Annotated in this window: 17 protein-coding genes and 1 riboswitch; of the genes, 7 read left to right on the plus strand and 10 right to left on the minus strand. The window is 64.0% G+C overall.

Features of this window, described 5'->3' with window-relative positions:
- Positions 1-10: 10 nt before the first annotated feature.
- The 4 genes from RQH86_RS04670 to ndk are packed head-to-tail and all read right to left on the minus strand — an operon-like array spanning position 11 to position 3,316.
- Positions 11-871: a RodZ domain-containing protein gene (locus RQH86_RS04670; RefSeq protein WP_311238853.1), complete on the minus strand. Its 861-nt coding sequence runs from the start codon at positions 869-871 to the stop codon at positions 11-13.
- Positions 868-1,656 (minus strand): type IV pilus biogenesis/stability protein PilW, encoded by a 789-nt coding sequence (gene pilW, locus RQH86_RS04675; RefSeq protein WP_311238889.1) that lies wholly within the window; start codon positions 1,654-1,656, stop codon positions 868-870. Before pilW ends, RQH86_RS04670 begins: the two co-directional genes overlap by 4 nt.
- Positions 1,657-1,666: 10 nt before the next feature.
- Positions 1,667-2,872 (minus strand): 23S rRNA (adenine(2503)-C(2))-methyltransferase RlmN, encoded by a 1,206-nt coding sequence (rlmN, locus tag RQH86_RS04680; protein WP_055854364.1) that lies wholly within the window; start codon positions 2,870-2,872, stop codon positions 1,667-1,669.
- Positions 2,873-2,890: 18 nt separating this feature from the next.
- On the minus strand, positions 2,891-3,316 hold the full coding sequence (gene ndk / locus RQH86_RS04685) for a nucleoside-diphosphate kinase (protein ID WP_002812972.1): 426 nt from the start codon (positions 3,314-3,316) through the stop codon (positions 2,891-2,893).
- A 218-nt stretch (positions 3,317-3,534) separates the two neighbouring features.
- On the opposite strand from ndk, the gene RQH86_RS04690 reads away from it, so the two are divergent.
- From RQH86_RS04690 to RQH86_RS04700, 3 genes are all read left to right on the plus strand, one after another.
- On the plus strand, positions 3,535-4,167 hold the full coding sequence (locus RQH86_RS04690; RefSeq protein WP_115527758.1) for a TetR/AcrR family transcriptional regulator: 633 nt from the start codon (positions 3,535-3,537) through the stop codon (positions 4,165-4,167).
- A 24-nt stretch (positions 4,168-4,191) separates the two neighbouring features.
- Complete coding sequence (locus tag RQH86_RS04695) at positions 4,192-6,564, plus strand: 3-hydroxyacyl-CoA dehydrogenase/enoyl-CoA hydratase family protein (RefSeq protein ID WP_311238852.1); 2,373 nt, start codon at positions 4,192-4,194, stop codon at positions 6,562-6,564.
- Between the two features lie 158 nt (positions 6,565-6,722).
- Complete coding sequence (locus RQH86_RS04700) at positions 6,723-7,928, plus strand: acetyl-CoA C-acyltransferase (protein ID WP_055854369.1); 1,206 nt, start codon at positions 6,723-6,725, stop codon at positions 7,926-7,928.
- Positions 7,929-8,276: 348 nt separating this feature from the next.
- Here the strand turns inward: RQH86_RS04700 and crcB are convergent, their stop codons facing one another.
- The 5 genes from crcB to RQH86_RS04725 all read right to left on the minus strand — a co-directional run bounded on the left by crcB (position 8,277) and on the right by RQH86_RS04725 (position 15,839).
- Positions 8,277-8,678, minus strand: coding sequence for a fluoride efflux transporter CrcB (gene crcB, locus RQH86_RS04705; RefSeq protein ID WP_311238851.1), 402 nt, complete (start codon positions 8,676-8,678; stop codon positions 8,277-8,279).
- A 113-nt stretch (positions 8,679-8,791) separates the two neighbouring features.
- A riboswitch (Fluoride riboswitch) is annotated at positions 8,792-8,860 on the minus strand.
- A gap of 2 nt (positions 8,861-8,862) precedes the next feature.
- Entirely contained in the window at positions 8,863-10,152 is a 1,290-nt protein-coding gene (locus RQH86_RS04710) for a replication-associated recombination protein A (RefSeq protein ID WP_311238888.1), read from the minus strand.
- 341 nt (positions 10,153-10,493) lie between these two features.
- Entirely contained in the window at positions 10,494-11,165 is a 672-nt protein-coding gene (gene lolA / locus RQH86_RS04715; RefSeq protein WP_055854377.1) for an outer membrane lipoprotein chaperone LolA, read from the minus strand.
- Positions 11,166-11,222: 57 nt separating this feature from the next.
- Entirely contained in the window at positions 11,223-13,148 is a 1,926-nt protein-coding gene (locus RQH86_RS04720) for a DUF3857 and transglutaminase domain-containing protein (protein WP_311238850.1), read from the minus strand.
- 336 nt (positions 13,149-13,484) lie between these two features.
- Complete coding sequence (locus RQH86_RS04725; RefSeq protein WP_115512948.1) at positions 13,485-15,839, minus strand: DNA translocase FtsK; 2,355 nt, start codon at positions 15,837-15,839, stop codon at positions 13,485-13,487.
- Positions 15,840-16,122: 283 nt separating this feature from the next.
- Here RQH86_RS04725 and trxB point away from each other — a divergent pair, with 283 nt between their 5' ends.
- The 4 genes from trxB (at position 16,123) to infA (ending at position 19,358) form a co-directional block, all read left to right on the plus strand.
- Positions 16,123-17,091, plus strand: a complete 969-nt coding sequence (trxB, locus tag RQH86_RS04730; protein ID WP_055854385.1) for a thioredoxin-disulfide reductase — start codon at positions 16,123-16,125, stop codon at positions 17,089-17,091.
- Positions 17,092-17,148: 57 nt separating this feature from the next.
- Complete coding sequence (locus RQH86_RS04735; RefSeq protein WP_311238849.1) at positions 17,149-18,267, plus strand: GNAT family N-acetyltransferase; 1,119 nt, start codon at positions 17,149-17,151, stop codon at positions 18,265-18,267.
- A 43-nt stretch (positions 18,268-18,310) separates the two neighbouring features.
- Complete coding sequence (aat, locus tag RQH86_RS04740; protein WP_311238848.1) at positions 18,311-19,060, plus strand: leucyl/phenylalanyl-tRNA--protein transferase; 750 nt, start codon at positions 18,311-18,313, stop codon at positions 19,058-19,060.
- A gap of 79 nt (positions 19,061-19,139) precedes the next feature.
- A complete protein-coding gene (gene infA / locus RQH86_RS04745; protein ID WP_002813418.1) occupies positions 19,140-19,358 on the plus strand; it encodes a translation initiation factor IF-1 in 219 nt (72 codons plus the stop codon).
- 399 nt (positions 19,359-19,757) lie between these two features.
- Here the strand turns inward: infA and clpA are convergent, their stop codons facing one another.
- A complete protein-coding gene (clpA, locus tag RQH86_RS04750) occupies positions 19,758-22,040 on the minus strand; it encodes an ATP-dependent Clp protease ATP-binding subunit ClpA (protein WP_055854392.1) in 2,283 nt (760 codons plus the stop codon).
- Positions 22,041-22,092 lie beyond the last annotated feature (52 nt).

The raw sequence follows: 22,092 nt of genomic DNA on the forward strand, positions 1-22,092 counted from the left end.
GCAGTCCGCTTCACTCGGAAGCAGGTACCACGGAGCCGTCGGAGGATACCGCAAAACGTGCCACGTTAGCGCGCTGGAACGGTTTCACATCGACGATACTGCCGCCTTGCTGAACCTCTACCGCCGACGCATTGCCCAGCACGATGCGGCCCACCTGACCCGGCGAATAGCTACGACGCTCACCGGCACGGATCAGCGTTTTTTCGACTGCGCTGCCATCCGGCGCCAGGATCTGCACCCAGCTGTCGCCACTGAAACTCAACGACAGACTTTTGCCAGCATCCGCCACTGCCGGTAATGCCTCGGCTTCGGGCGTTGCGCGCGGCACCGGGGTCATCGACGCAATGTACGGCGCCGGCTGCTCGCGCGGCGCTGCGGCCGGTTGCGCTGAAGCGTTACCGGCCGTGCCTGTCTTCGCTGCGACCGGCATGCTGTCCAGAGACACCGTGCTCGGCGACCTGCCGTCCAGATGCGAGCGTGTTGCGTACCAGACCGGCACCGCAAACACACCGGTGATCACGACATACATCGCCTTGCGCGCGGTACTTTCGAAAATGCGGCGCGCACGTGGCGTGTGGGTATGGCTGACCAGCTTCACCGGTTCGATCGGCGCGATGCTGGCTTGCTGCAGCGACGGCTCCAGATCGATATGCAGCAGCCGCGCATAACTGCGCAACTGACCGCGCACAAAAACCGGGGCGCCCAGGCGCTGCCAGTCTTCCTGCTCTAGCGACCGCACCACGTGTGCCGGCATGCGCAACTTGCCGGCGACATCGTCGATGCTCAGGCCTGCCGCTTCGCGCGCGTCGCGTAACTGCGGCCCGCAGCCCTTTTCCTGCTCGAAAGGGTTCGGATTGGAATCACTGATCACAATGCATTGGCCCCGGGGTTAGCGGTCGCTGCGTCAGGAAATTCCTTGACCAACCGCTGTTGGTAACGGCTGGCAGCTACCTTGTCGCCTAGCCCTTGCTCAATCTGAATGGCGAGTTGTAACACGGAAGCCGTTACCGGTGCAGCCGCAAGCCGTCGTTCGATAAAAGCACGTGCTTCAAAATAATTGCGGCGCCCGGCCTCCAGCCGCGCCATCGACTCCAACGCATAGGGATTGCTCGGATCCATCTCGAGCGCTTTGCGTAAATCGCTTGCCGCGCGCTCGGGCTGCCCCGCCTTGAGTGCGCAACCACCTGCATTGCCAAGTGCGGACGCAGGCGATGCGTAGGTGCGGTCGGCCAATGCGCGATCGAACCAGATCAGCGATTCGGCAGGCGACCCATTGGCGCATACCCACGCGCCATAATTGTTCAACACATCTCCGCGCTGCGGCGCCAGTTCGGCGGCGCGGCGATAGGATGCGCCCGAACCGGCGACATCGCCGCGGCCACCCTGGATCAGGGCCAACATGCCGATGGCGTCCACCGATTGCGGATCTTTCTTCAACGCGGCGCGGATCTGCTCTTCGGCGCCGACATAGTCGCCGGTCTGCATCCTGTTACTGGCCAGGCCGAGCTTTTCCTGCACCGCCAGACGATCCTTGGTGGCCTTGTTGTCGCGGAACGAATACACCGGCGCGACTTCTTCCACACTCTTGGCCGAACCGGCCTTGGCATTGCGACCACCGCAGCCGACCGCGCATAACGCGATCGCCACGGCCGCCATTAACGCAAGTTCACGCTGCCGCATCTCGATCGGCCTGCCCTTCCAATGTGCGGCGGAACTCCGCCTGGCGACGGGTGCGGTCCATGACCTGCCCCTTGAGCTGCCCGCACGCCGCATCGATGTCGTCGCCACGCGTACGGCGAACCATCGTCAGCACCTGCGCGTCGAGCAGAATCTTCTGGAATGCGCGAATTTCCGTCTCGCCAGAGCGCTCGTAGCGCGTACCGGGGAACGGGTTGAACGGAATCAAATTGACCTTACCGGCGTCCTTGGACTGCACCGTATTGTCGAACTGACGCATCAGCCTGGCCAACTGGCGCGCATGCTCCGGCTGGTCGTTGATGCCCTTCATCAAGGTGTATTCGAAGGTCACCGAGTCGCGCTTCTTGTTGCCACGCAGGTAGCGCGCGCAGGACTCCATCAACTCGGCGATCGGGTACTTCTTGTTTAACGGCACCAGGCTCTCGCGCAGCGTGTCGTTGGCGGCGTGCAACGAAACCGCCAACGAGACATCGCTTTCGGTGGACAGCCGGTCGATCATCGGCACCAGGCCGGAGGTCGACAGCGTCACCCGCTTGCTGGCCAGGCCGTAGCCCAGATCGTCGCGCATGACGCTCATCGCGCGCACGACGTTATCGAAATTCATCAACGGCTCGCCCATGCCCATCATCACCACGTTGGTGAGGCGGCGCTGCTGGTGCGGCACGTTACCCAGATGGCGCGCCGCCACCCAGACCTGCCCAACGATCTCGGCAGTGGTGAGGTTGCGATTGAAGCCCTGGGTGGCGGTCGAACAGAACGTGCAGTTCAACCCGCAGCCGACCTGGGAGGACACGCACAGCGTGCCGCGGCCCTTGTCGGGGATGTAGACCGTTTCGATGGCGTTCTTGCCGTCGGTGCCCATGGCCAGCAGCCATTTGTGGGTTCCGTCGGTAGACGGCTTGTCGAAGACGACATTTGGAACCAGTACCTCGGCATGCTGGTGCAACTTCGCACGCAATGCCTTGCCGAGGTCGGTCATCTGGTCGAAATCGGTGACGTAGCGGTGGTGAATCCACTTCATCACCTGATGGGCGCGGTAACGCGCTTCGCCGAGCGTGTCGGCAAAGAAGCGCTCCAGTCCCTCGCGATCGAGGTCGAGCAAGTTCTGCTTGCGCAGTTCCGGGGAACGGACGGGAACGTCCTGCAACACGGATGGGATCACAACCTCATTCACGATTCGACTCTCTCGGCCTCAGCGCGAGACCACTTCGGTGGCGGCAAAGAAATAAGCGACTTCGTTAGCAGCGTTCTCGACCGAATCCGAGCCGTGCGCGGCATTGGCATCGATCGAATCGGCGAAGTCGGCGCGGATGGTACCCGGCGCAGCGTCCTTGGGATTGGTCGCGCCCAGCAGGTCGCGGTGTGCTGCAACGGCGTTTTCGCCTTCCAGCGCCTGGATCATCACCGGGCCGGAGATCATGAACTCGACCAGCGCGTTGAAGAACGGACGCTCGCGGTGCACGGCGTAGAAGCCTTCGGCTTCGCGACGCGACAGCTGCTTGTACTTGGCGGCCACGACCTTCAGGCCAGCCTTCTCGAAGCGGCTGTAGATTTCACCGATGACGTTCTTGGCGACGGCGTCGGGCTTGATGATGGACAGGGTGCGCTCCAGCGCCATGGGAAGTTCTCCGTTGGGCGGGCCACTAAAGACCCGAGGTTATCATGAAAAAAACCCGCGTCAAAACGCGGGCTTAGGCTTCTTTGCGATAGCCAATTCTATCTCTTCGCCACCGTGTTTGCACACCGCCCCCTGAATCGTGCTGCATTGCCGCATGACCTGCCCGCAACCAAACCCGTAGACTCAAACAATCGTTTGATTGAGTCCGACCCCAGCGCATGCCCAAGCCCGCCCACTTCTCCACCAAGGACCGCATCCTCGGTGCCGCCGAGGAGCTGTTCGCCCAGCACGGGTTTGCCGGCACCTCGCTGCGGCAGCTGACCACCCAGGCCGACGTCAACATCGCCGCGGTCAACTACCACTTCGGCTCCAAGGAAAACCTGGTCAACGAGGTGTTCCGCCGTCGCATGGACGAAATGACCGCTGCGCGCCTGCAACAGCTGGAGGCGGCAAAGAAATTGCAGCCGGGCGAGCTCACCGCGGTGCTGGCCGCCTTCGTCGAGCCGGCGCTGGCGATGGCACAGGACCGCCAGAACGGCGGCGCCTTCGTGCGGGTGATCGCACGCGCCTACGCGGAAAAGAACGACAACCTGCGCAAATTCCTGTCCGACCATTACGGCCATGTCCTGCGCGAATTCGGCAAGGCCATCGCCGGCTGCGTGCCGGGCCTGAGCAAGGAAGAGCTGTATTGGCGGCTGGATTTTCTAGCCGGTGCGCTCACCTATGCCATGGCCGACTTCGGGCTGATCAAGCGCCCGGCGGGCGTCAGCGAGGCCGACCATCGTGCGCGTGCCGCGCGCGAACTCATTCGTTTCGCGGAACCTGGTTTCCGCGCTCATTCCACACCGTAAACGCTCCACAAGAGGCTAATTGCTATGTCCAATCCGTTGCTAGTTCGTCGTGCCGCCGTGCTCGGTGCCGGCGTCATGGGCGCGCAGATCGCCGCGCATCTCACCAATGCCGGCGTCGACACCGTCCTGTTCGACCTGCCTGCCAAGGAAGGTCCGGCCGACGGCGTCGTGCTCAAGGCCATCGCCAATCTCGGCAAGCTCAGCCCTGCCCCGCTCGCCAGCAAGGCGCTGGCCGAGGCGATCACGCCGGCCAACTACGAGAGCGGCCTGGAACAGTTGCGCGATTGCGACCTGATCATCGAAGCGATCGCCGAGCGGATGGACTGGAAGCAGGACCTTTACAAGAAGATCGCCCCGTATGTGGCCGATCACGCCGTACTTGCCTCCAATACGTCGGGCCTGGGCATCAACAAGCTGTCCGACGTGCTGCCCGAGCAGTTGCGCCACCGTTTCTGCGGCGTGCATTTCTTCAACCCGCCGCGCTACATGCACCTGGCCGAGCTGATTCCGGCCAAGGGCACCGACAAGGCCGTGCTGGAAGGCCTGGAAGCGTTCCTGGTCACCACGCTCGGCAAGGGTGTGGTGTACGCCAAGGACACCCCGAACTTCATCGGCAACCGCATTGGTGTGTTCTCGATCCTGTCCACCATCTATCACACGCAGGAGTTCGGCCTGGGCTTTGATGAAGTGGACGGCCTGACCGGCCCGCTGGTCGGCCGCCCGAAGTCGGCGACCTACCGCACCTCGGACGTCGTCGGCCTGGACACCATGGCGCACGTGATCAAGACCATGGGCGACACGCTACCGGACGACCCGTGGCACCAGTATTTCAAGTCGCCGAAGTGGCTGGACGCACTGATCGCCAAGGGTGCGCTCGGCCAGAAGGTCGGCGCCGGTATCTTCCGCAAGGTCGGCAAGGACATCGTGGTGCTGGACCTGCAGAAACAGGATTACCGCGCCGCTGATCGCACTGCCGCACCGGAAGTGGTCGAGATCCTCAAGATCAAGAACCCGGCCGAGAAGTTCGCCAAGTTGCGTGAGAGCCAGCACCCGCAGGCGCAGTTCCTGTGGGCCACGTTCCGCGACCTGTTCCACTACAGCGCCTATCACCTGGCCGACATCGCCGAGACCGCGCGCGATGTGGATCTGGCGATCCGCTGGGGCTACGGCTGGTCGCTGGGGCCGTTCGAAACCTGGCAGGCCGCTGGCTGGAAGCAGGTGGCGCAGTGGATTGCCGAAGACATCTCCAACGGCAAGAGCATGAGCAGCGCGCCGTTGCCGAATTGGGTGTTCGATGGCCGCGACGGCGTGCATGGTGCCGAAGGCTCGTACAGCCCGGCGCACGACGCCAAGCTGCCGCGCTCGGCACTGCCGGTCTACAAGCGCCAGCGCTTCCCCGATCCGCTGTTGGGCGAGCAATTCTCGCCGGGCGAGACCGTGTTCGAAAACGACGGCGTGCGCATGTGGCATGACGGCGACGACATCGCGGTGGTGAGCTTCAAGACCAAGATGAACACCGTGTCCGACCATGTGCTCAACGGCTTGCAGGACGTGGTTGGCCGCGCCGAGAAGGACTTCGCCGGTCTGGTGATCTGGCAGCAGAAGGAGCCCTTCTCCGCCGGTGCCGATCTGGCCGGCGCGCTGGGCCTGTTGCAGGCCGGCAAGGTGGACGCGTTCGAAGCGTTGGTCGCCAACTTCCAGGCCACCAGCCAGCGCATCAAGTATGCGCAGGTGCCGGTGATTTCGGCCGTGCGCGGCCTGGCACTGGGCGGTGGTTGCGAGTTCCAGATGCATAGCGCCAAGACCGTCGCATCGCTGGAAAGCTATATCGGCCTGGTCGAAGCCGGCGTCGGCCTGCTGCCGGCCGGCGGCGGGTTGAAGGAGATCGCGGTGCGCGCCTCGATCGCCGCAGGTCCGGGCGGCGACGTGTTCGCTGAACTGAAGAAGACCTTCGAAACCATCGCGATGGCCAAGGTCTCCAACTCGGCGGTCAACGCCCAGGAACTGGGCCTGTTGCGCGCCACCGACAAGATCGTGTTCAACAGCTACGAGGCGCTGCACATCGCCAAGGCCGAAGCACGTGCACTGGCGGAAGGCGGCTACCGCGCCCCGCTGCCGGCACGTCGCATCCAGGTCGCCGGCGATGTGGGTATCGCCACCTTCAAGATGCTGCTGGTCAACATGCTGGAAGGCCGCTTCATCAGCGAGTACGACTATGAAATCGCCACCCGTATCGCCACGGTGATGTGCGGCGGCGAAGTCGATCGCGGCGCGCTGGTGGACGAAGAATGGCTCCTCAAGCTGGAGCGCAAGCACTTCGTTGAACTGGCCCAGCAGGAAAAAACCCAGGCGCGCATCGGCCACATGCTCAAGACGGGCAAGCCGTTGAGGAACTGAGAATCGGGAGTGGGGAATCGTGAATGGGTAAAAGCCCCACCGATTTCCCGCTTCTCCCCATTAATTCTGCCGGGCGATGAAGATGGCGAACTCAGGCGAATCCGCACTTGCGATTCCCGATTCCCCATTCTCGATTCCCGGCCATCGGAGATAGCCAAATGAGCAAGCAGATTCAAGAAGCCTACATCGTTGCCGCCACCCGTACGCCGGTCGGCAAGGCGCCGAAGGGCGTGTTCCGCAACACCCGTCCCGACGACATGCTGGCGCACGTGCTGCGCGCGGTCGTGGCGCAGGCGCCGGGCATCGATCTGTCGCGGATCGACGACGCCATTATCGGCTGCGCGATGCCCGAGGGCGAGCAAGGCATGAACGTGGCGCGCATCGGCGTGCTGCTGGCTGGCCTGCCCAACACCGTGGCTGGTCAGACCATCAACCGTTTTTGTTCGTCGGGCATCCAAGCCGTGGCGATGGCGGCCGACCAGATCCGCCTGGGCAATGCCGACCTGATGTTGGCCGGCGGCACCGAGTCGATGTCGATGGTGCCGATGATGGGCAACAAGGTGGCGATGTCGCCGAACGTCTTCGCCGACGACCACGTGGCCATTGCCTATGGCATGGGCATCACCGCTGAGAAGGTCGCCGAAGAATGGAAGGTCTCGCGCGAAGATCAGGACGCGTTCGCGTTGGCCTCGCATCAGAAGGCGATTGCAGCCATTGCCGCAGGCGAGTTCCGCGATGAAATCACCCCGTACGAAATCCTCTCGCACCAGCCCGACCTGGCCGGCAACGTCATCGCGCTGCGCAAGCGCCTGGTCGACACCGATGAAGGCCCGCGTCCGGACAGTTCGCTGGAAGGCCTGGCCAAGCTGCGTCCGGTGTTCCGTAACGGGCAGTTCGGCGGCAGCGTCACTGCGGGCAACTCCTCGCAGATGAGCGACGGTGCCGGCGCGGTGCTACTGGCCTCCGAGCAGGCGATCAAGGATTACGGGCTGACCCCGCTTGCGCGGTTTGTCAGCTTCTCGGTGGCAGGCGTGCGCCCGGAAGTGATGGGCATCGGCCCGATCGCGGCAATTCCCAAGGCACTCAAGCAGGCCGGCCTGACCAAGGACCAGATCGACTGGATCGAACTCAACGAAGCCTTCGCCGCACAGGCGTTGGCGGTGATCCGCGACAGCGGGCTGGACCCGTCCAAGGTCAATCCGCTGGGTGGCGCGATCGCACTCGGTCATCCGCTCGGTGCGACCGGCGCGATCCGTGCGGCCACGCTGGTGCACGGCCTACGTCGTCGTCAGCAAAAGTACGGCATGGTCACCATGTGCATCGGCACCGGCATGGGTGCGGCGGGCATTATCGAAGCGCTGTAAGTCGTTTTCATTCGGGATCGGCCACCGCGCCGATCTCGCGAACGCGAGGAAGAGCCGACCGAAGGCGTGCGCGAGCACGCCTTCTTTCTGGGCGGCTGAAAACCGCCGTCGGCCGGATCTGCATCGCATGCGGATTCGCTTGCCCCAGTCGATGCACCCGGTGAACGCAGCGCTTAGGCTGCCCGTGCGCACGTTGAGCGGCCGCTGTTGGCGCGATCGCGGGAACTACAGTACGAACCAGGCAGCACATCCCGACAGGATCGCCGCGCGCAATGCGCAGCGCCGCTGGCAGAAACCGACGCCCTCACAGTTCAACGGCTATAAAAATCTTGCAGACAACGTAGCGGTCTAGCGTGCCACCAGCCACTGGCCTGCACGCGCACCGGCAAACATCAGCGCCAGCCCGGCCACCAGCGTCACCGCCAGATACACGCCGATCATCGTGGAGCGATCGGTGCGCGCAAACACCAGACACTCCATCATCAGCGACGAAAAGGTGGTCAGCCCGCCCATCACGCCGACGATCAGCAGCGCCCGCAGCGGCCAACTCGACGGACCGCGCGCGTCCAGCCAGACCAGCAGCACTCCAGCCAGGAACGAACCAAGCAGATTGACCGTCAACGTTCCCCACGGGAAGCCGGCGCCAAAGCGCTGCAGCAGCGCTGCACCGATCGTAAAACGCAGCCCGGAGCCCAATGCGCCGCCGGTCATCGCCAACAATAATTGCTGCCACCACACCGGTGCGTTCATGCACGTACTCCGCAACCGCCCAGTGGGGTCTTCGAAAAAAACGTATGCGCGTTCGGCATCATCAATCCTGAGTCGAGAAGCGATGCCGGGGCACAGGCCTGCCGCCCCGGCGGGGGTGGACAGGCATCATCAGCGCGCAGACTGCGTGCGGTTCAAGGAGGAATGCCATCTCCCGTATCGCCGATTATGCCGTGGGCTTTCCAGCCTTGTCAGCCCGCGCCTGCGCACGCGCCTCGCGCAGCCGGTCGAGCTTTTCCTTGAGCTTGATTTCCAGTCCACGCGGCACCGGCTTGTAATACACCTGCTCGCCCATCGCGTCCGGAAAGCCGGTCTGGTCGAGCGCGATGCCGCCCTCGGCATCGTGGTCGTATTGATAGTCCTGGCCGTAACCGAGCGTCTTCATCAGCTTGGTCGGCGCATTACGCAGGTGCAGCGGCACCTCTTGCGTGCCGGTGGCGCGCACCTCGGCCCTGGCTTGATTGAAGGCAGCGTAGCCGGCGTTGGATTTAGCGGTGCTGGCCAGGTACAGCACCAACTGTGCAAACGCCAGCTCGCCTTCCGGGCTGCCCAGGCGCTCGTAAATATCCCAGGCTTCCAGTGCCATGCTCTGCGCGCGCGGGTCGGCCAGACCGATATCCTCGATCGCCATGCGGGTCAACCGCCGCGCCAGATACGCCGGGTCGCAGCCGCCGTCGAGCATGCGGGTGAGCCAGTACAACGCTGCATCCGGATTGGAGCTGCGCACCGATTTATGCAGCGCCGAGATCTGGTCGTAGAACTGTTCGCCGTTCTTGTCGAAACGGCGGGTGCGGTCGGCCAGCACCTGCAGCAGCGTCTGCGGCGTGATCTCCCCGCCCTCGCCGCCTGCCAGCTCGGCGGCAATTTCCAGCAGGGTCAACGCACGCCGCACATCGCCATCGGCGGCGCTGGCGATTTCCAGCAGCGACGCGTCGCTGACCTGGATGGTCTCCTGTCCCAGCCCGCGCTCGGAATCGTGCAATGCGCGTTGCAGCGCTTCAACAATGTCCTGCGGCGACACCGATTCGAGCACGTGCACGCGGCAACGCGACAGCAATGCGGAGTTCAACTCGAACGACGGATTTTCCGTGGTCGCGCCGACGAACAGGATGGTGCCACGCTCGATGTGCGGCAAAAATGCATCCTGCTGCGCCTTGTTGAAGCGATGCACCTCATCGACGAACAACACCGTGCGTCGGCCGCTGGCAAACCGTTGCGCGGCCTCGGCCAGCACTTGGCGGACTTCGGGCAGCCCCGACAACACGGCGGAAATCGCCTTGAACTCGGCATCCGCGTAGTGCGCCAGCAGCAAGGCAAGCGTGGTCTTGCCGCATCCTGGCGGGCCCCACAGGATCATCGAATGCACGCGCCCCGATTCCACCGCGCGGCGTAGTGCGCTGTCGGGCGTCAACAAGCGTTTTTGGCCCACCATTTCGTCCAGCGTCCGCGGACGCATGCGCTCTGCGAGCGGGCGCAGATGGTCTGCGTCCACGCTAAGCAGATCGGCGGTGCTATCGATGGTGGATCTGGTTCGTGCCACGCCCCATTCTATCGCGACGGGGCGTTATCGCATTGCAGCGGTGAGCTGCCGCGCGAAAGCGGCAGATCTCTCACGTTCCGGAAGGCCACCGCAGCGACGATGCGGGTTGGCGAGCGCAGCTGGATCACAGGAGGCACAACGCAAGACGCCTCCCCGTAGGAAGGCGTCTGCAATATTGCCTCAACGCATCTGCTGGCAAGCTGCAACGTGCAGCCTCGCGCCCCGAATGAATCGGTCGCCCTCAATCGGGCATGACCTTACTGCGCGTCGCCCACCACATCCACTCCCTTGGCCGGGGTGTAGCGGAAGGTGTCGGCCGCAAACGCGGGGTTGCGCTTCCAGCCGCTGAAGCTGATCGCGGTGCGCTGACCCACCGCATCGACCACTTCCATCTTGGCCAGGCCGTCCTTGCCGAAGCCGAGCGAGGCCATCTGGAAGCTGGCTTCGGTGTCGACCTTGGGCGTCAACGACAGCCACTGCAGGCCGTCACGCGGCGCGGCTTCTTCGCTGACGTCGTATTGCTTGTCCAGACGCGCGGGGTCGATCAATGCCACCAGCGGGCTGTTCTGCTCTTCGTTGCCCTGCGCGCGCACGGTGACCTGCTCCAGGTCGGGGTCGAACACCCACACCTTCTTGCCGTCGGCCACGATCAATTGCTTGTAAGGCTTGGCGTATTCCCAACGGAACTGACGCGGTGCCGACAATGCCACCCGCCCGCTCGAACGCTCCTTGACCCGGCCGTTGGCATCGGCAACCTGCTGATCGAACTGCCCATCCAGGCCCTTCAGGCCGCGGGTGAACGTGTCCAGCTCCTGGCGCGCACCGGCAAACGCGGTGCCGGCGAACAGAGCGGTGGCGAGGACGGCATAACGGAGCTGGCGATGCATCGCGGTCTTCCAGAAAGGAGTACGCCAATTCTGAAGCTTCATAGATGAATGGGCGAGCGCTATTGCACGGACGCGTTCATGAAGCGGCAGCGGGTTGCCTCAATCATTGGTCTGCACCTTGGACAGATCGCCGTAAACGATCTGCCCACGAAAGCCGCGTCGCACCTGCTGATACAACTCGCGAAATGCACGGTAATCCTGCGGCTGGCATAAGGCCTGCGGCCCATGCACCGCCGCACGTTGCAGACGATGGACCGCAGTGACCGTTTGCGCCTGGCGCGACCAGTCCACCACGTATTCGCCAGCCGCATTGCGAAACTTGCTGCTACGCGGGATGGCAATGATCGGCACCGTCTCGGGGAAGGTCACCACGTAGGTTTCCTCACGCACGCTGTCGTTGCAGTAGAACGGAGTCAGATTGTCTTCGGCCGAGGTGGTGGCGTAGATCCCGCGCGTCGATTCGGCCCCCGGCATGTCCGGCAAGGTCATGCCGCCGACCACCGAAAAATCCACCGCATCGTTGGCCTGGAAGCTGTAGCGATAGTTGAATGGCGTTTCCAGATCCAGCGGATCGCCCTGAATCAGCAGATCGCCGGTCCCGACGAAACCGGACTGGGCAATGATCGATTCCTCGATACGGTTACGGTTCTGCGCATTGAGTTGCACGAACATCGCGCGCAAGCCCACTTCGCCGGTCTGCCCGCTGTCCAGGGTCGTCAGGCCCTGCAATCCGCCCTGCGGCGTGAAGCGGTACTCGGTCCGGGCGACGTAGCGGTTGACCTTGCGATCGTTCGGCGGGGTCTGGGTGACCTTGCCATCGCGCGTATGCACCACCGGCGCGCCAAGATCGCCGGCCGGCAGCTGGCCGAAGCGCGCGTAGGGGTTGGTCGAATCGACGTAAAGATCGAACGCCGGGATGTAGGTGATGGCGTGATTGAAGCGCCCGAGCACCGGGATTGCCGGCAATGTCGGCCCGCCCTCCGCGCCGATCAGCACCGGCGTGCTGGCGATGCCCTTGGCCGCCAGCAGCGCTTCCAGAATCACGGTGTGATCCTTGCAGTCGCCATAGTGGTTGGCCAGGATGCTGTCGGCACTGTTGGGCTCCAGACCGCCATTGCCCAGGTACACCGCCACGTAGCGGATATTGCGCGCGACCCAGGCATACAACGCCGCCGCCTGCGCACGCGGCTCATCGATTCCCTTGGTCACCTGGTCGGCCAATGCCTGGATCGCGGGTGTGACCGTAGCGGCGCGCCCACCCTTGACGTGATACGCCAGGCCCATCTGCGACCAGCTGTCGAAGGTGCTGGCCATCAGCGTGGGGCTGAATTCCCAGGTCGCCGCACTCCAGTTCTGGTTCTTCATCGGCGTGGCGCGCTGGTAGCGCCATTCCCAGCGCGCCTGATCGCCACGCACCACCGGCTTGGTGCTGCCCTGCAAACCACGTGCGGACAGATGCATCGGCAGCGACTTGGGCGCAACCAAGGTGACCACTGCATCGTCGTATTGCGCGAACACGCTGAAGGTTTCCCACAGACTGAAATAACCTGGGAAGTACGGCGTGTTCTGTGCGCGTCGCACGCGATAGACGATACGCGCACCCGGCGCCAGGTTCGGGAACACCACCACCTTGACCTTGCGGTCGGCGTACATCGCCGCCGACGCGCTGGAATAGCTTTCCTGGGTGTAGATCTTGTCAGCCGCCACGTCCTGGCGCAGCCCTTCGGCGGTGACGGTGTACGCATCCAGCACGTCGAGCGTCTCCATCTTTTCGCTATAGCTCAACCGCACCTGGCTGAACTGCTCCACCGCCGACTTGGTCTTGAGCAGGATTTCGTACTCGTCGGTTTCCACACTGCTGGCATCGGCGCGCACTTCGTAGTCGGCGCGGTAGCGCACAAAGCTGTAGTTGGTATCGGCCTGGGTCCGCGTCGCCGCCGCGGCAGGCGCGGGGCGCTGTTGCGCCTGGGCGAGCAGTGGGGCGCAGATCAACAATACGAGCAACAACACAGGACGACGCAGCATGGGTCTCGATCACGACGGGCCGGAGCGGCCGTTGTCCGATAGGGTAGCCGGTGTGCCCGGCAATGACAGGTATCGACTTCCAACAATGCCGCATTGATACGTGCGGCAGCGCTCGTTGGGGCAACTCACACGCCGCAGTCCACGCAGACGCGCAATACGGCGTCTTGCGCCGGCGCGTGTACGTCAATGGACGGAAATCGAAACGCATCCTGCACACGCCGAATCCAGGCAATGGCCCTTCGCCCTCTCGCTGCGCCGCGTGCCACCGTACCGCGCAGCGACTGCCGCAGCCGCGTGCCACCGCACCGCACTGCGCAGCGACGAGAGCCGCCGCGCTTACTTGGGCGGCGGCGGCGCCAGCACGGTGCGATCGCCGTTGTGCTCGGGCTGGCTGACCACACCGGCCGCTTCCATCGCCTCGATCAAGCGCGCAGCGCGGTTGTAGCCGATCTTCAGGCGACGCTGCACACCGGAAATCGATGCGCGCCGGGTTTCGGTGACGATGCGCAGTGCCTCGTCATACAGCGGGTCGGATTCATCCCCACCGCCGCCACTGCTCTCCGGCAAGCCGGTTGCGCCCACCACGGTGCCATCGCCCATGGTCTGCACTTCGTCCAGCACGCCTTCGACATAGGAGACCGGCCCACTGGCTTTCAGGTGTTCGACCACGCGATGCACTTCTTCGTCGCTGACGAAGGCGCCGTGCACACGGTCCGGCAGCGCGGTGCCCGGCGGCAGATACAGCATGTCGCCATTGCCCAGCAGCGCCTCGGCGCCGGACTGGTCCAGGATGGTGCGCGAGTCGATCTTGGAGCTGACCTGGAACGCCACGCGGGTCGGGATATTGGCCTTGATCAGACCGGTGATCACGTCCACCGACGGCCGCTGCGTAGCAAGGATCAAGTGGATACCGGCCGCACGCGCCTTCTGCGCCAGGCGTGCGATGAGCTCTTCGACCTTCTTGCCGACGATCATCATCATGTCGGCGAATTCGTCGATGAAGATGACGATGAACGGCAGCGTCTCAAGCGGCCGCGGCGCCTCGCCCAGCTCCGGATTCGGTTTGAACAGCGGGTCCATCATCGGCTGGCCGGCGTCGATGGCGTCCTTGATCTTCTTGTTGAAGCCGGCCAGGTTGCGTACGCCCACCGCGCTCATCAGCTTGTAACGGCGTTCCATCTCCGCCACGCACCAGCGCAGGCCGTTGGCAGCCTCCTTCATGTCGGTGACCACCGGCGCCAACAGATGCGGGATGCCCTGATAGACGCTCAATTCGAGCATCTTCGGGTCGATCATCAACATCCGCAGTTCCTTGTGCGAGGCCTTGAACAACAGGCTCAGCACCATCGCATTGACCGCCACCGACTTGCCCGAGCCGGTAGTACCGGCCACCAGCAAGTGCGGCATGCGCGCCAGATCGGCCACGGTCGGGCGCCCGGCAATGTCCTTGCCCAGCGCAAGCGTCAGTGGACTGGCCGACTTGTCGTATTCCTTGGAACGCAGCAGCTCGGACAGGAAGATCATCTCGCGGGTGACGTTGGGGATCTCCAGACCCACCACCGACTTGCCCGGAATCACGTCCACCACACGCACCGACTTGACCGACAGGCCGCGCGCGATGTCCTTGTCCAGCGAGCTGATCTGGCTGACCTTGATGCCCGGCGCCGGCTCGATCTCGAAGCGGGTGATCACCGGACCGGGATAGGCCCCGACCACCTGCGCCTCGATGCGGAAATCCTTGAGCTTGAATTCGATCTGCCGCGACAGCGTTTCCAGCGTCTCTTCCGAATAGCCCTTGGCCTGCGGCTTGGGGTCGTCCAGCAATGCCAGCGGCGGCAGATCCGAGCCGTCGGTGCTCACGCCCTGGAACATCGGGATCTGGGTGTCGCGCTTGGCGCGCTCGCTCTTTTCCACCACCGGTGCCGGCGGCGGCTCGATCTTGACCGGCTCGCGCTTGGCCTGCTTGACCGCATCGACCTTGCGCACTTCCTCGCGTTCTTCGCGCATCACGCGGGTTTGCTGCCACTCGGTCGCCTGATGGGTCTTGCGCTGCATCAACGGGCCCAGCGCCAGCACCCACTGACCGATGCGCTCCATCACCACAAACCACGACAACCCGGTCGCCAATGTGATCGATACCAGCAGCAGCACTATCACAAACAGATTGGCGCCCAGCGCACCAAAGCCCGAGCTGAGCGACCCGCTGACCAGCTTGCCGAGAATGCCACCGGCCTCGGCGACCTCGCCCTGGAACAGACGCAGATGCAAAAAGCCGGTCGAAGAGATCAGAAAGCCCACCATGCCGACCAGCCGCAGCGCCGGCCCCAGATCGCTCTGACTCTGCTCCTCGCGCTCGCCGATCAGCGCGATCCAGGCCACCGCGCCCAGGATCACCGGCAACAGGAAGGCGACATAACCGAACAGCTGCAACAACACATCTGCCGCCATCGCGCCGAATCTGCCGCCCATGTTGTGGATCGGCGCGACCAGATTGCCGGTGCGCGACCAGCCAGGATCGGTTGCCGAATAGGTGAACAGGCTGGCCAGCAGATACAGCAACAACGGCGCCACCGCGATCAATGCCAGATCACGCCAGAGCTTTTGCCGACGCGGATTATCCGCCACCGCCGTCTTGCGCGACGACGATTTGCCCTCTGCGGGCTTGCTGCGTTCGGGAACCTGCTTTGCCACCTGTAGCCAGACCTTAGAAAAATGCTGTTAGTGGTTGATAATAAACGACTGAGGCCACGGTTTCAGCAGTTGAATGAGCACCGGCTGCCGGGGCGCCCGGCCGCCAACGAAAAACGCCGCACAAGGCGGCGTCGAACATGCATTGCGGGCGGACCATGCCATCTGCGGTTCAAGCAGTTCCATCGCGCCGCCTTGATTCACCGGGTGGGGACCGCCACTCTATGCCGCCACGGGGGCGCAATTCATCAGCGCCGTCCCTACCACTCCTAGACCGCGAGTATACATGAGCGCCTCATCTGCCAGTCCCGCCAAGCATTCCCGCCTGCTGATCCTCGGCTCCGGCCCGGCCGGCTGGACCGCCGCGGTCTACGCCGCCCGCGCCAATCTCAAGCCGGTGGTGATCACCGGCCTGCAGCAGGGCGGCCAGCTGATGACCACCACCGAGGTGGACAACTGGCCGGGCGACCCCCACGGCCTGATGGGCCCGGACTTGATGAACCGCATGCAGGCGCATGCCGAGCGCTTTGAGACCGAGGTCATCTTCGACCACATCCACACTGCCGATCTGTCGCAGCGGCCGTTCCGGCTGATCGGCGATAGCGCCGAGTACACCTGCGACGGGCTGATCATCGCCACCGGCGCCACCGCCAAGTACCTGGGCATCCCCAGCGAAGAGGCCTTCAAGGGCCGCGGCGTCTCCGCCTGCGCCACCTGCGACGGCTTCTTCTACAAGGACCAGGACGTGGTGGTGGTCGGCGGCGGCAACACCGCGGTCGAAGAAGCGCTGTACCTGTCCAACATCGCGCGCAAGGTGTACCTGGTGCACCGCCGAGACACCCTGCGCGCGGAAAAGATCATGCAGGACAAGCTGTTCGCCAAGGTCGCCGCCGGCAAGATCGAAACCGTCTGGCACCACGCCATCGACGAAGTGCTGGGCAACGATGCCGGCGTGACCGGCGTGCGGGTCAAGTCCACCCTCGACGGCAGCACCCGCGACATCGACGCGCACGGCTTCTTCGTTGCCATCGGCCACCACCCTAATACGCAGCTGTTCGACGGCCAGCTGGCCATGAACAACGGCTACCTGGAAATCCGCTCCGGCCTGAACGGCGCAGCGACCGAGACCTCGGTGGCCGGCGTGTTCGCCGCCGGCGACGTGGCCGACCAGCACTACCGCCAGGCCATCACCTCGGCCGGTTTCGGCTGCATGGCCGCGCTGGATGCCGAGCGTTACCTCGACAAGAGCGCCTGAGATGGCTGCTGACCGCCGGCCGCGCCGCGCGGACAGCAGCACCAACGGGCCGCGCGCATGAGCGTGACGGCCCGTTGGTGCTGCCGGCTGGACGAGCTTCCTGCCGGTGCCTGGGATGCGTTGCACGACGGCAGCCACCCCTTCGTCAGCGATGCATTTCTGCAAGGACTGGAACGCGAAGGCTGCCTGCGCCCGGATTGGGGCTGGAATCCGCTGCACCTGACCTTGTGGACCGGCGACGCGCTGGTCGCCGCCGCGCCGGGTTACCTGAAAAACAATTCGCACGGCGAGTTCGTGTTCGACCATGCCTGGGCGCATGCGTATGCGCGCTACGGGCAGGAGTATTTCCCGAAGTGGCTGTGCGGCGTGCCCTACTCGCCCGTCACCGGCCCGCGCCTGCTCGGTGCGCCCAAGTGGCGTGGGCACTTGCTGGCCGCGATGCGCGAGCTGGTGGAGCGCAGCAGCTTGTCCTCGGCGCACGTGAATTTTCATCTGGCCGACGAAGACACCGCGTTCGATGCCGAGTGGCTGCAGCGTCACGATCTGCAGTACCACTGGCACAACGCCAGCGGCTGGAGCGACTTCGAAACGTTTCTGGCCGCGATGGACCACAAGCGCCGCAAGAACATCCGCCAGGAACGCGCCAAGGTGCAGCGCGCTGGCATACAGCTGCGCGTGGTGCATGGCGATGAGGCAAGCGAGGCCGACCTGGACGCCATGTACGGGTTCTATCTCAAGACCTTCAACGAGTACGGCAATTCGCCGGCACTGACTCCCGAATTTCTGCGCCACCTGGCGCAGCACCTGCCGCGCCAGCTGGTGATGTTCTTGGCCGACCTCGACGGGCAACCGATTGCCGGTGCGCTGTGCCTGCGCGGCCACGACACGCTCTACGGCCGTTACTGGGGCGGCGAAGCCCTGCCCGGGCTGCACTTCGAAACCTGCTACTACCAAGGCATCGAATACTGCCTGCGCGAAGGCCTGAGTCGCTTCGAGCCCGGCGCGCAGGGCGAGCACAAGATTGCGCGCGGCTTTCTGCCGACCGTGGTGCGTAGCCGTCACTGGATCGCCGACCCCGGCTTCCGCGAACCACTGGCGCAATGGTGCGCCGACGAGCGCGAGGCCGTCGCGCGGCACGCGCTCGAACTGGCAGACCACAGCCCGTTTCGCGACTGACCCAATGCGCGCCACCCGCATGCCGCACCGCTAGACTCAACCCATGTCGCGCGCCCTGCCCCACTTGCTGTCACCGGACCCCGCCAGTCCGTTTCCTCCGGTCGAACATGCTTTACGCGACCCCGACGGCCTGCTCGCCCTCGGCGGCGACCTGCACCCGCAACGCCTGCTCAACGCGTACGCGCAGGGCATCTTTCCTTGGTTTTCGGAAGGGCAGCCGATCCTGTGGTGGAGCCCGGACCCGCGCATGGTGTTCCGCACCGATAGCGTGCGCCTGTCGTCGCGCTTCAAACGGCAGCTGCGCAACTGCAACTGGACCCTGCGTGCCGATACCGCATTTGCACAGGTCATTGCCACCTGCGCGTCCAGCCCGCGTCCCGGACAGGACGGCACCTGGATCACCGCGCAGATGCAGGCGGCATATCTGGAGTTACACCATCGCGGCCACGCACACTCGCTGGAAGTGTTCGATGGCGCGCGTCTGGTCGGCGGCATCTACGGCGTGGCAGTCGGCAGGATGTTCTTCGGGGAAAGCATGTTCAGCGCAGTCAGCGGCGGCTCGAAAGTTGCGTTAGCCGCCCTGGCCGCCGACCTGCATGCGCGCGGCTGGCCGCTGCTCGATGCGCAGGTGGAAAACCCGCACCTGCTCAGCCTGGGTGCGCAGCACATGCCACGCCCGGAGTTTGTGCAACACGTGCAGCGCCAGATTGCCCTGGTGGAACCGGCCGGCAGCTGGTCCGAACGCTACGGCGAGCGGCCCGTCACGGCGCTGGGTGAAGCCCGCTTAACATAAAATTTGCACCACGGGGAGATGGAGCGTAAAATGCCGTCCCTTACGGCCCCTCCGGGCCAGCTTTGATTGCCAGGATTACATGTCGAAAGACGACTCCATTGAATTCGAAGGCAGCGTCAGCGAGACGCTTCCCAACACCACGTTCCGGGTCAAGCTGGAAAACGGGCATGAAATCATCGCCCACATCTCCGGCCGTATGCGCAAGAACTACATCCGCATCCTGACCGGCGATCGGGTCAAGGTTGAGATGACTCCGTACGACCTGACCAAAGGCCGTATTACCTACCGCATGAAGTAAGCGGTTCTGGTGCTGAGACGCAAGGCGGCCAATGGCCGCTTTTTGTCGTGCCTGTGATTTGGCACGTTGCTGGTGGCAGTGCTGCGACTCATCACGATGTGGCGCGGGCTGCAATCCGCTGACGGGCGTATCCACGAGCCCGCATCGACCACGCGCGCGCTGGCATTCGCACGTCAAACTCGGACATGCGCCGATACAGCAGCACCCTCGCCGTTTTCTTACTCGCCATAGCGCATTGCGGGGTTCAGCAGATGCGGGGTGCGCTCGACGGCTTGTGGGGCGTTGGGAGCTAACTGGCTGCTCGCACAGACAGCATCGAGCAACCCCCTCCCGGACATAAAAAAAGCCGCTCATTCGAGCGGCTTTTTTATTCCAGAACGCATGAATCAACTGCGTCGATCAGTCGACGGTTGCTGGCAGCAAGCGCTCCGGCTCCGGATGCGCCTCCACAACCAGCTCGCCATCCTTGACGTCGATATTGACCCGCCCGCCCTCTACCAACTTGCCGAACAGCAGCTCGTCGGCGAGCGGACGCTTGATCTTCTCCTGGATCACGCGCGACATCGGGCGTGCGCCCATCAGCGGATCGAAGCCGTGCTGGGCCAGCCAGTCGCGCGCGGTCGGGGTGGCCGACAGCGAGACGTGCTTTTCCTGCAGCAACATTTCCAGCTCGATGATGAACTTGTCCACCACGCGCAGGATGTGGTCGAAGCCCAGCGCCTGGAACTGCACGATCGCATCCAGACGGTTGCGGAACTCAGGCGTGAACCCGCGGCGGATCGACTCCATCGCGTCGGTGGAATGATCCTGCTTGGTGAAGCCGATCGAGCGACGCGATGCCTGCGTGGCACCGGCGTTGGTGGTCATCACCAGGATCACGTTCTTGAAGTTGGCTTCGCGCCCGTTGGTGTCGGTGAGGATGCCGCGGTCCATAACCTGCAACAGGATGTTGAAGATGTCCGGATGCGCCTTTTCCACCTCGTCCAGCAACAGCACGCAGTGCGGCGTCTTGACGATTTTCTCGGTCAGCAAACCACCCTGATCGAAGCCGACGTAGCCCGGAGGCGCACCGATCAGGCGGCTGATCGAATGCGCTTCCATGTACTCGGACATGTCGAAACGCACCAGTTCGATGCCCAACTGCAACGCCAACTGCTTGGTCACCTCGGTCTTGCCCACACCGGTGGGGCCAGCGAACAGGAAGTTGCCGATCGGCTTTTCCGGGTTGGCCAGACCAGAGCGTGCCAGCTTGATCGAGCCGGCCAGCGTCTCGATCGCCGGGTTTTGCCCGAAGATCACCATCTTGAGGTTGCGCTCCAGATGCTGCAGCACGTCCTTGTCGGTGGCGCTGACCTGCTTGGCCGGAATGCGCGCCATCTTGGCGACAATTGTCTCGATCTCCTCGATGTCGATCAGCTCCTTGCGCACGCCCTCCGGCAGCAGTCGCTGACGCGCGCCGGCCTCGTCCATCACATCGATGGCCTTGTCCGGCAACAGACGGTCGCCGATGTGCTTGACCGACAGGTCCACCGCCGCCTGCAACGCATCGTCGGCGTAGGTCACGCCGTGGTGCGCCTCGTACCTGGGCTTGAGGCCCTGCAGGATCTCGAAGGTTTCACCGACGGTCGGCTCGACGATGTCGATCTTCTGGAAGCGCCGTGCCAACGCCCGGTCTTTTTCGAAGATGCCGCGGTATTCCTGGAACGTGGTCGAGCCGATGCAGCGCAGCTCGCCCGACGCCAGCGCCGGCTTGATCAGGTTGGAGGCGTCCATGGTGCCGCCCGAGGCCGACCCGGCGCCGATGATGGTGTGGATCTCGTCGATGAACAGCACCGCATTGGGCACCTTCTTCAACGCGGTCAGCACGCCCTTCAGGCGCTTTTCGAAGTCGCCGCGGTACTTGGTACCGGCGACCAGCGCGCCTAGGTCCAGCGAGAAGATCACCGCGTCGGCGAGTACTTCCGGCACGTCGTTGTCGACGATGCGCTTGGCCAGGCCCTCGGCAATCGCAGTCTTGCCCACACCCGCCTCGCCCACGTACAGCGGGTTGTTCTTGCGGCGGCGGCACAGGACCTGGATGGTGCGCTCGATCTCATCGGCGCGGCCGACCAGCGGGTCGATCTTGCCGTTGCGCGCCTGCTCGTTGAGGTTGGTGGCGTACTCGGCCAGCGCATCGCCCTTGGCCTCGCCCTCCCCGCCCTCGCTCTTGGGCTCGCCGTCGGACGCGGACGGCTGCTCGCCGTCTTCGCCCAGCTTGGCGATGCCGTGGGACAGGTAATTGACGATATCCAGACGGGTGATGTCCTGCTGATTCAGGAAATACACCGCGTGGGAATCCTTTTCGCCGAAGATGGCGACCAGCACGTTCGCGCCGGTGACCTCTTTCTTGCCCGAGGACTGCACGTGGTAGACCGCGCGCTGCAGCACACGCTGGAAGCCCAGTGTCGGCTGAGTGTCGCGGCCATCGTCTTCGGCCAGACGCGAGACCGAGGCCTCGATCGCCTGTTCCAGGTCGTTGTGCAGCCGCAGCTGATCCGCGCCGCAGGCCTTGAGCACGGCTTGCGCGGAAGGGTTGTCCAGCAGCGAGAGCAGCAGGTGCTCGACGGTCATGAACTCATGACGCGCCTCGCGTGCTCGCTTGTAGCACTGGCCGATGGTTTGCTCTAGGTCTTTGCTGAACATTGGTAACTCCGAACGGCTGTTGCCAACAATATGCGGCTTTTGTTGGGATTTT

It is taken from the genome of Xanthomonas sp. WCS2018Noco2-27, assembly GCF_031843525.1.
Lineage (GTDB): Bacteria > Pseudomonadota > Gammaproteobacteria > Xanthomonadales > Xanthomonadaceae > Xanthomonas.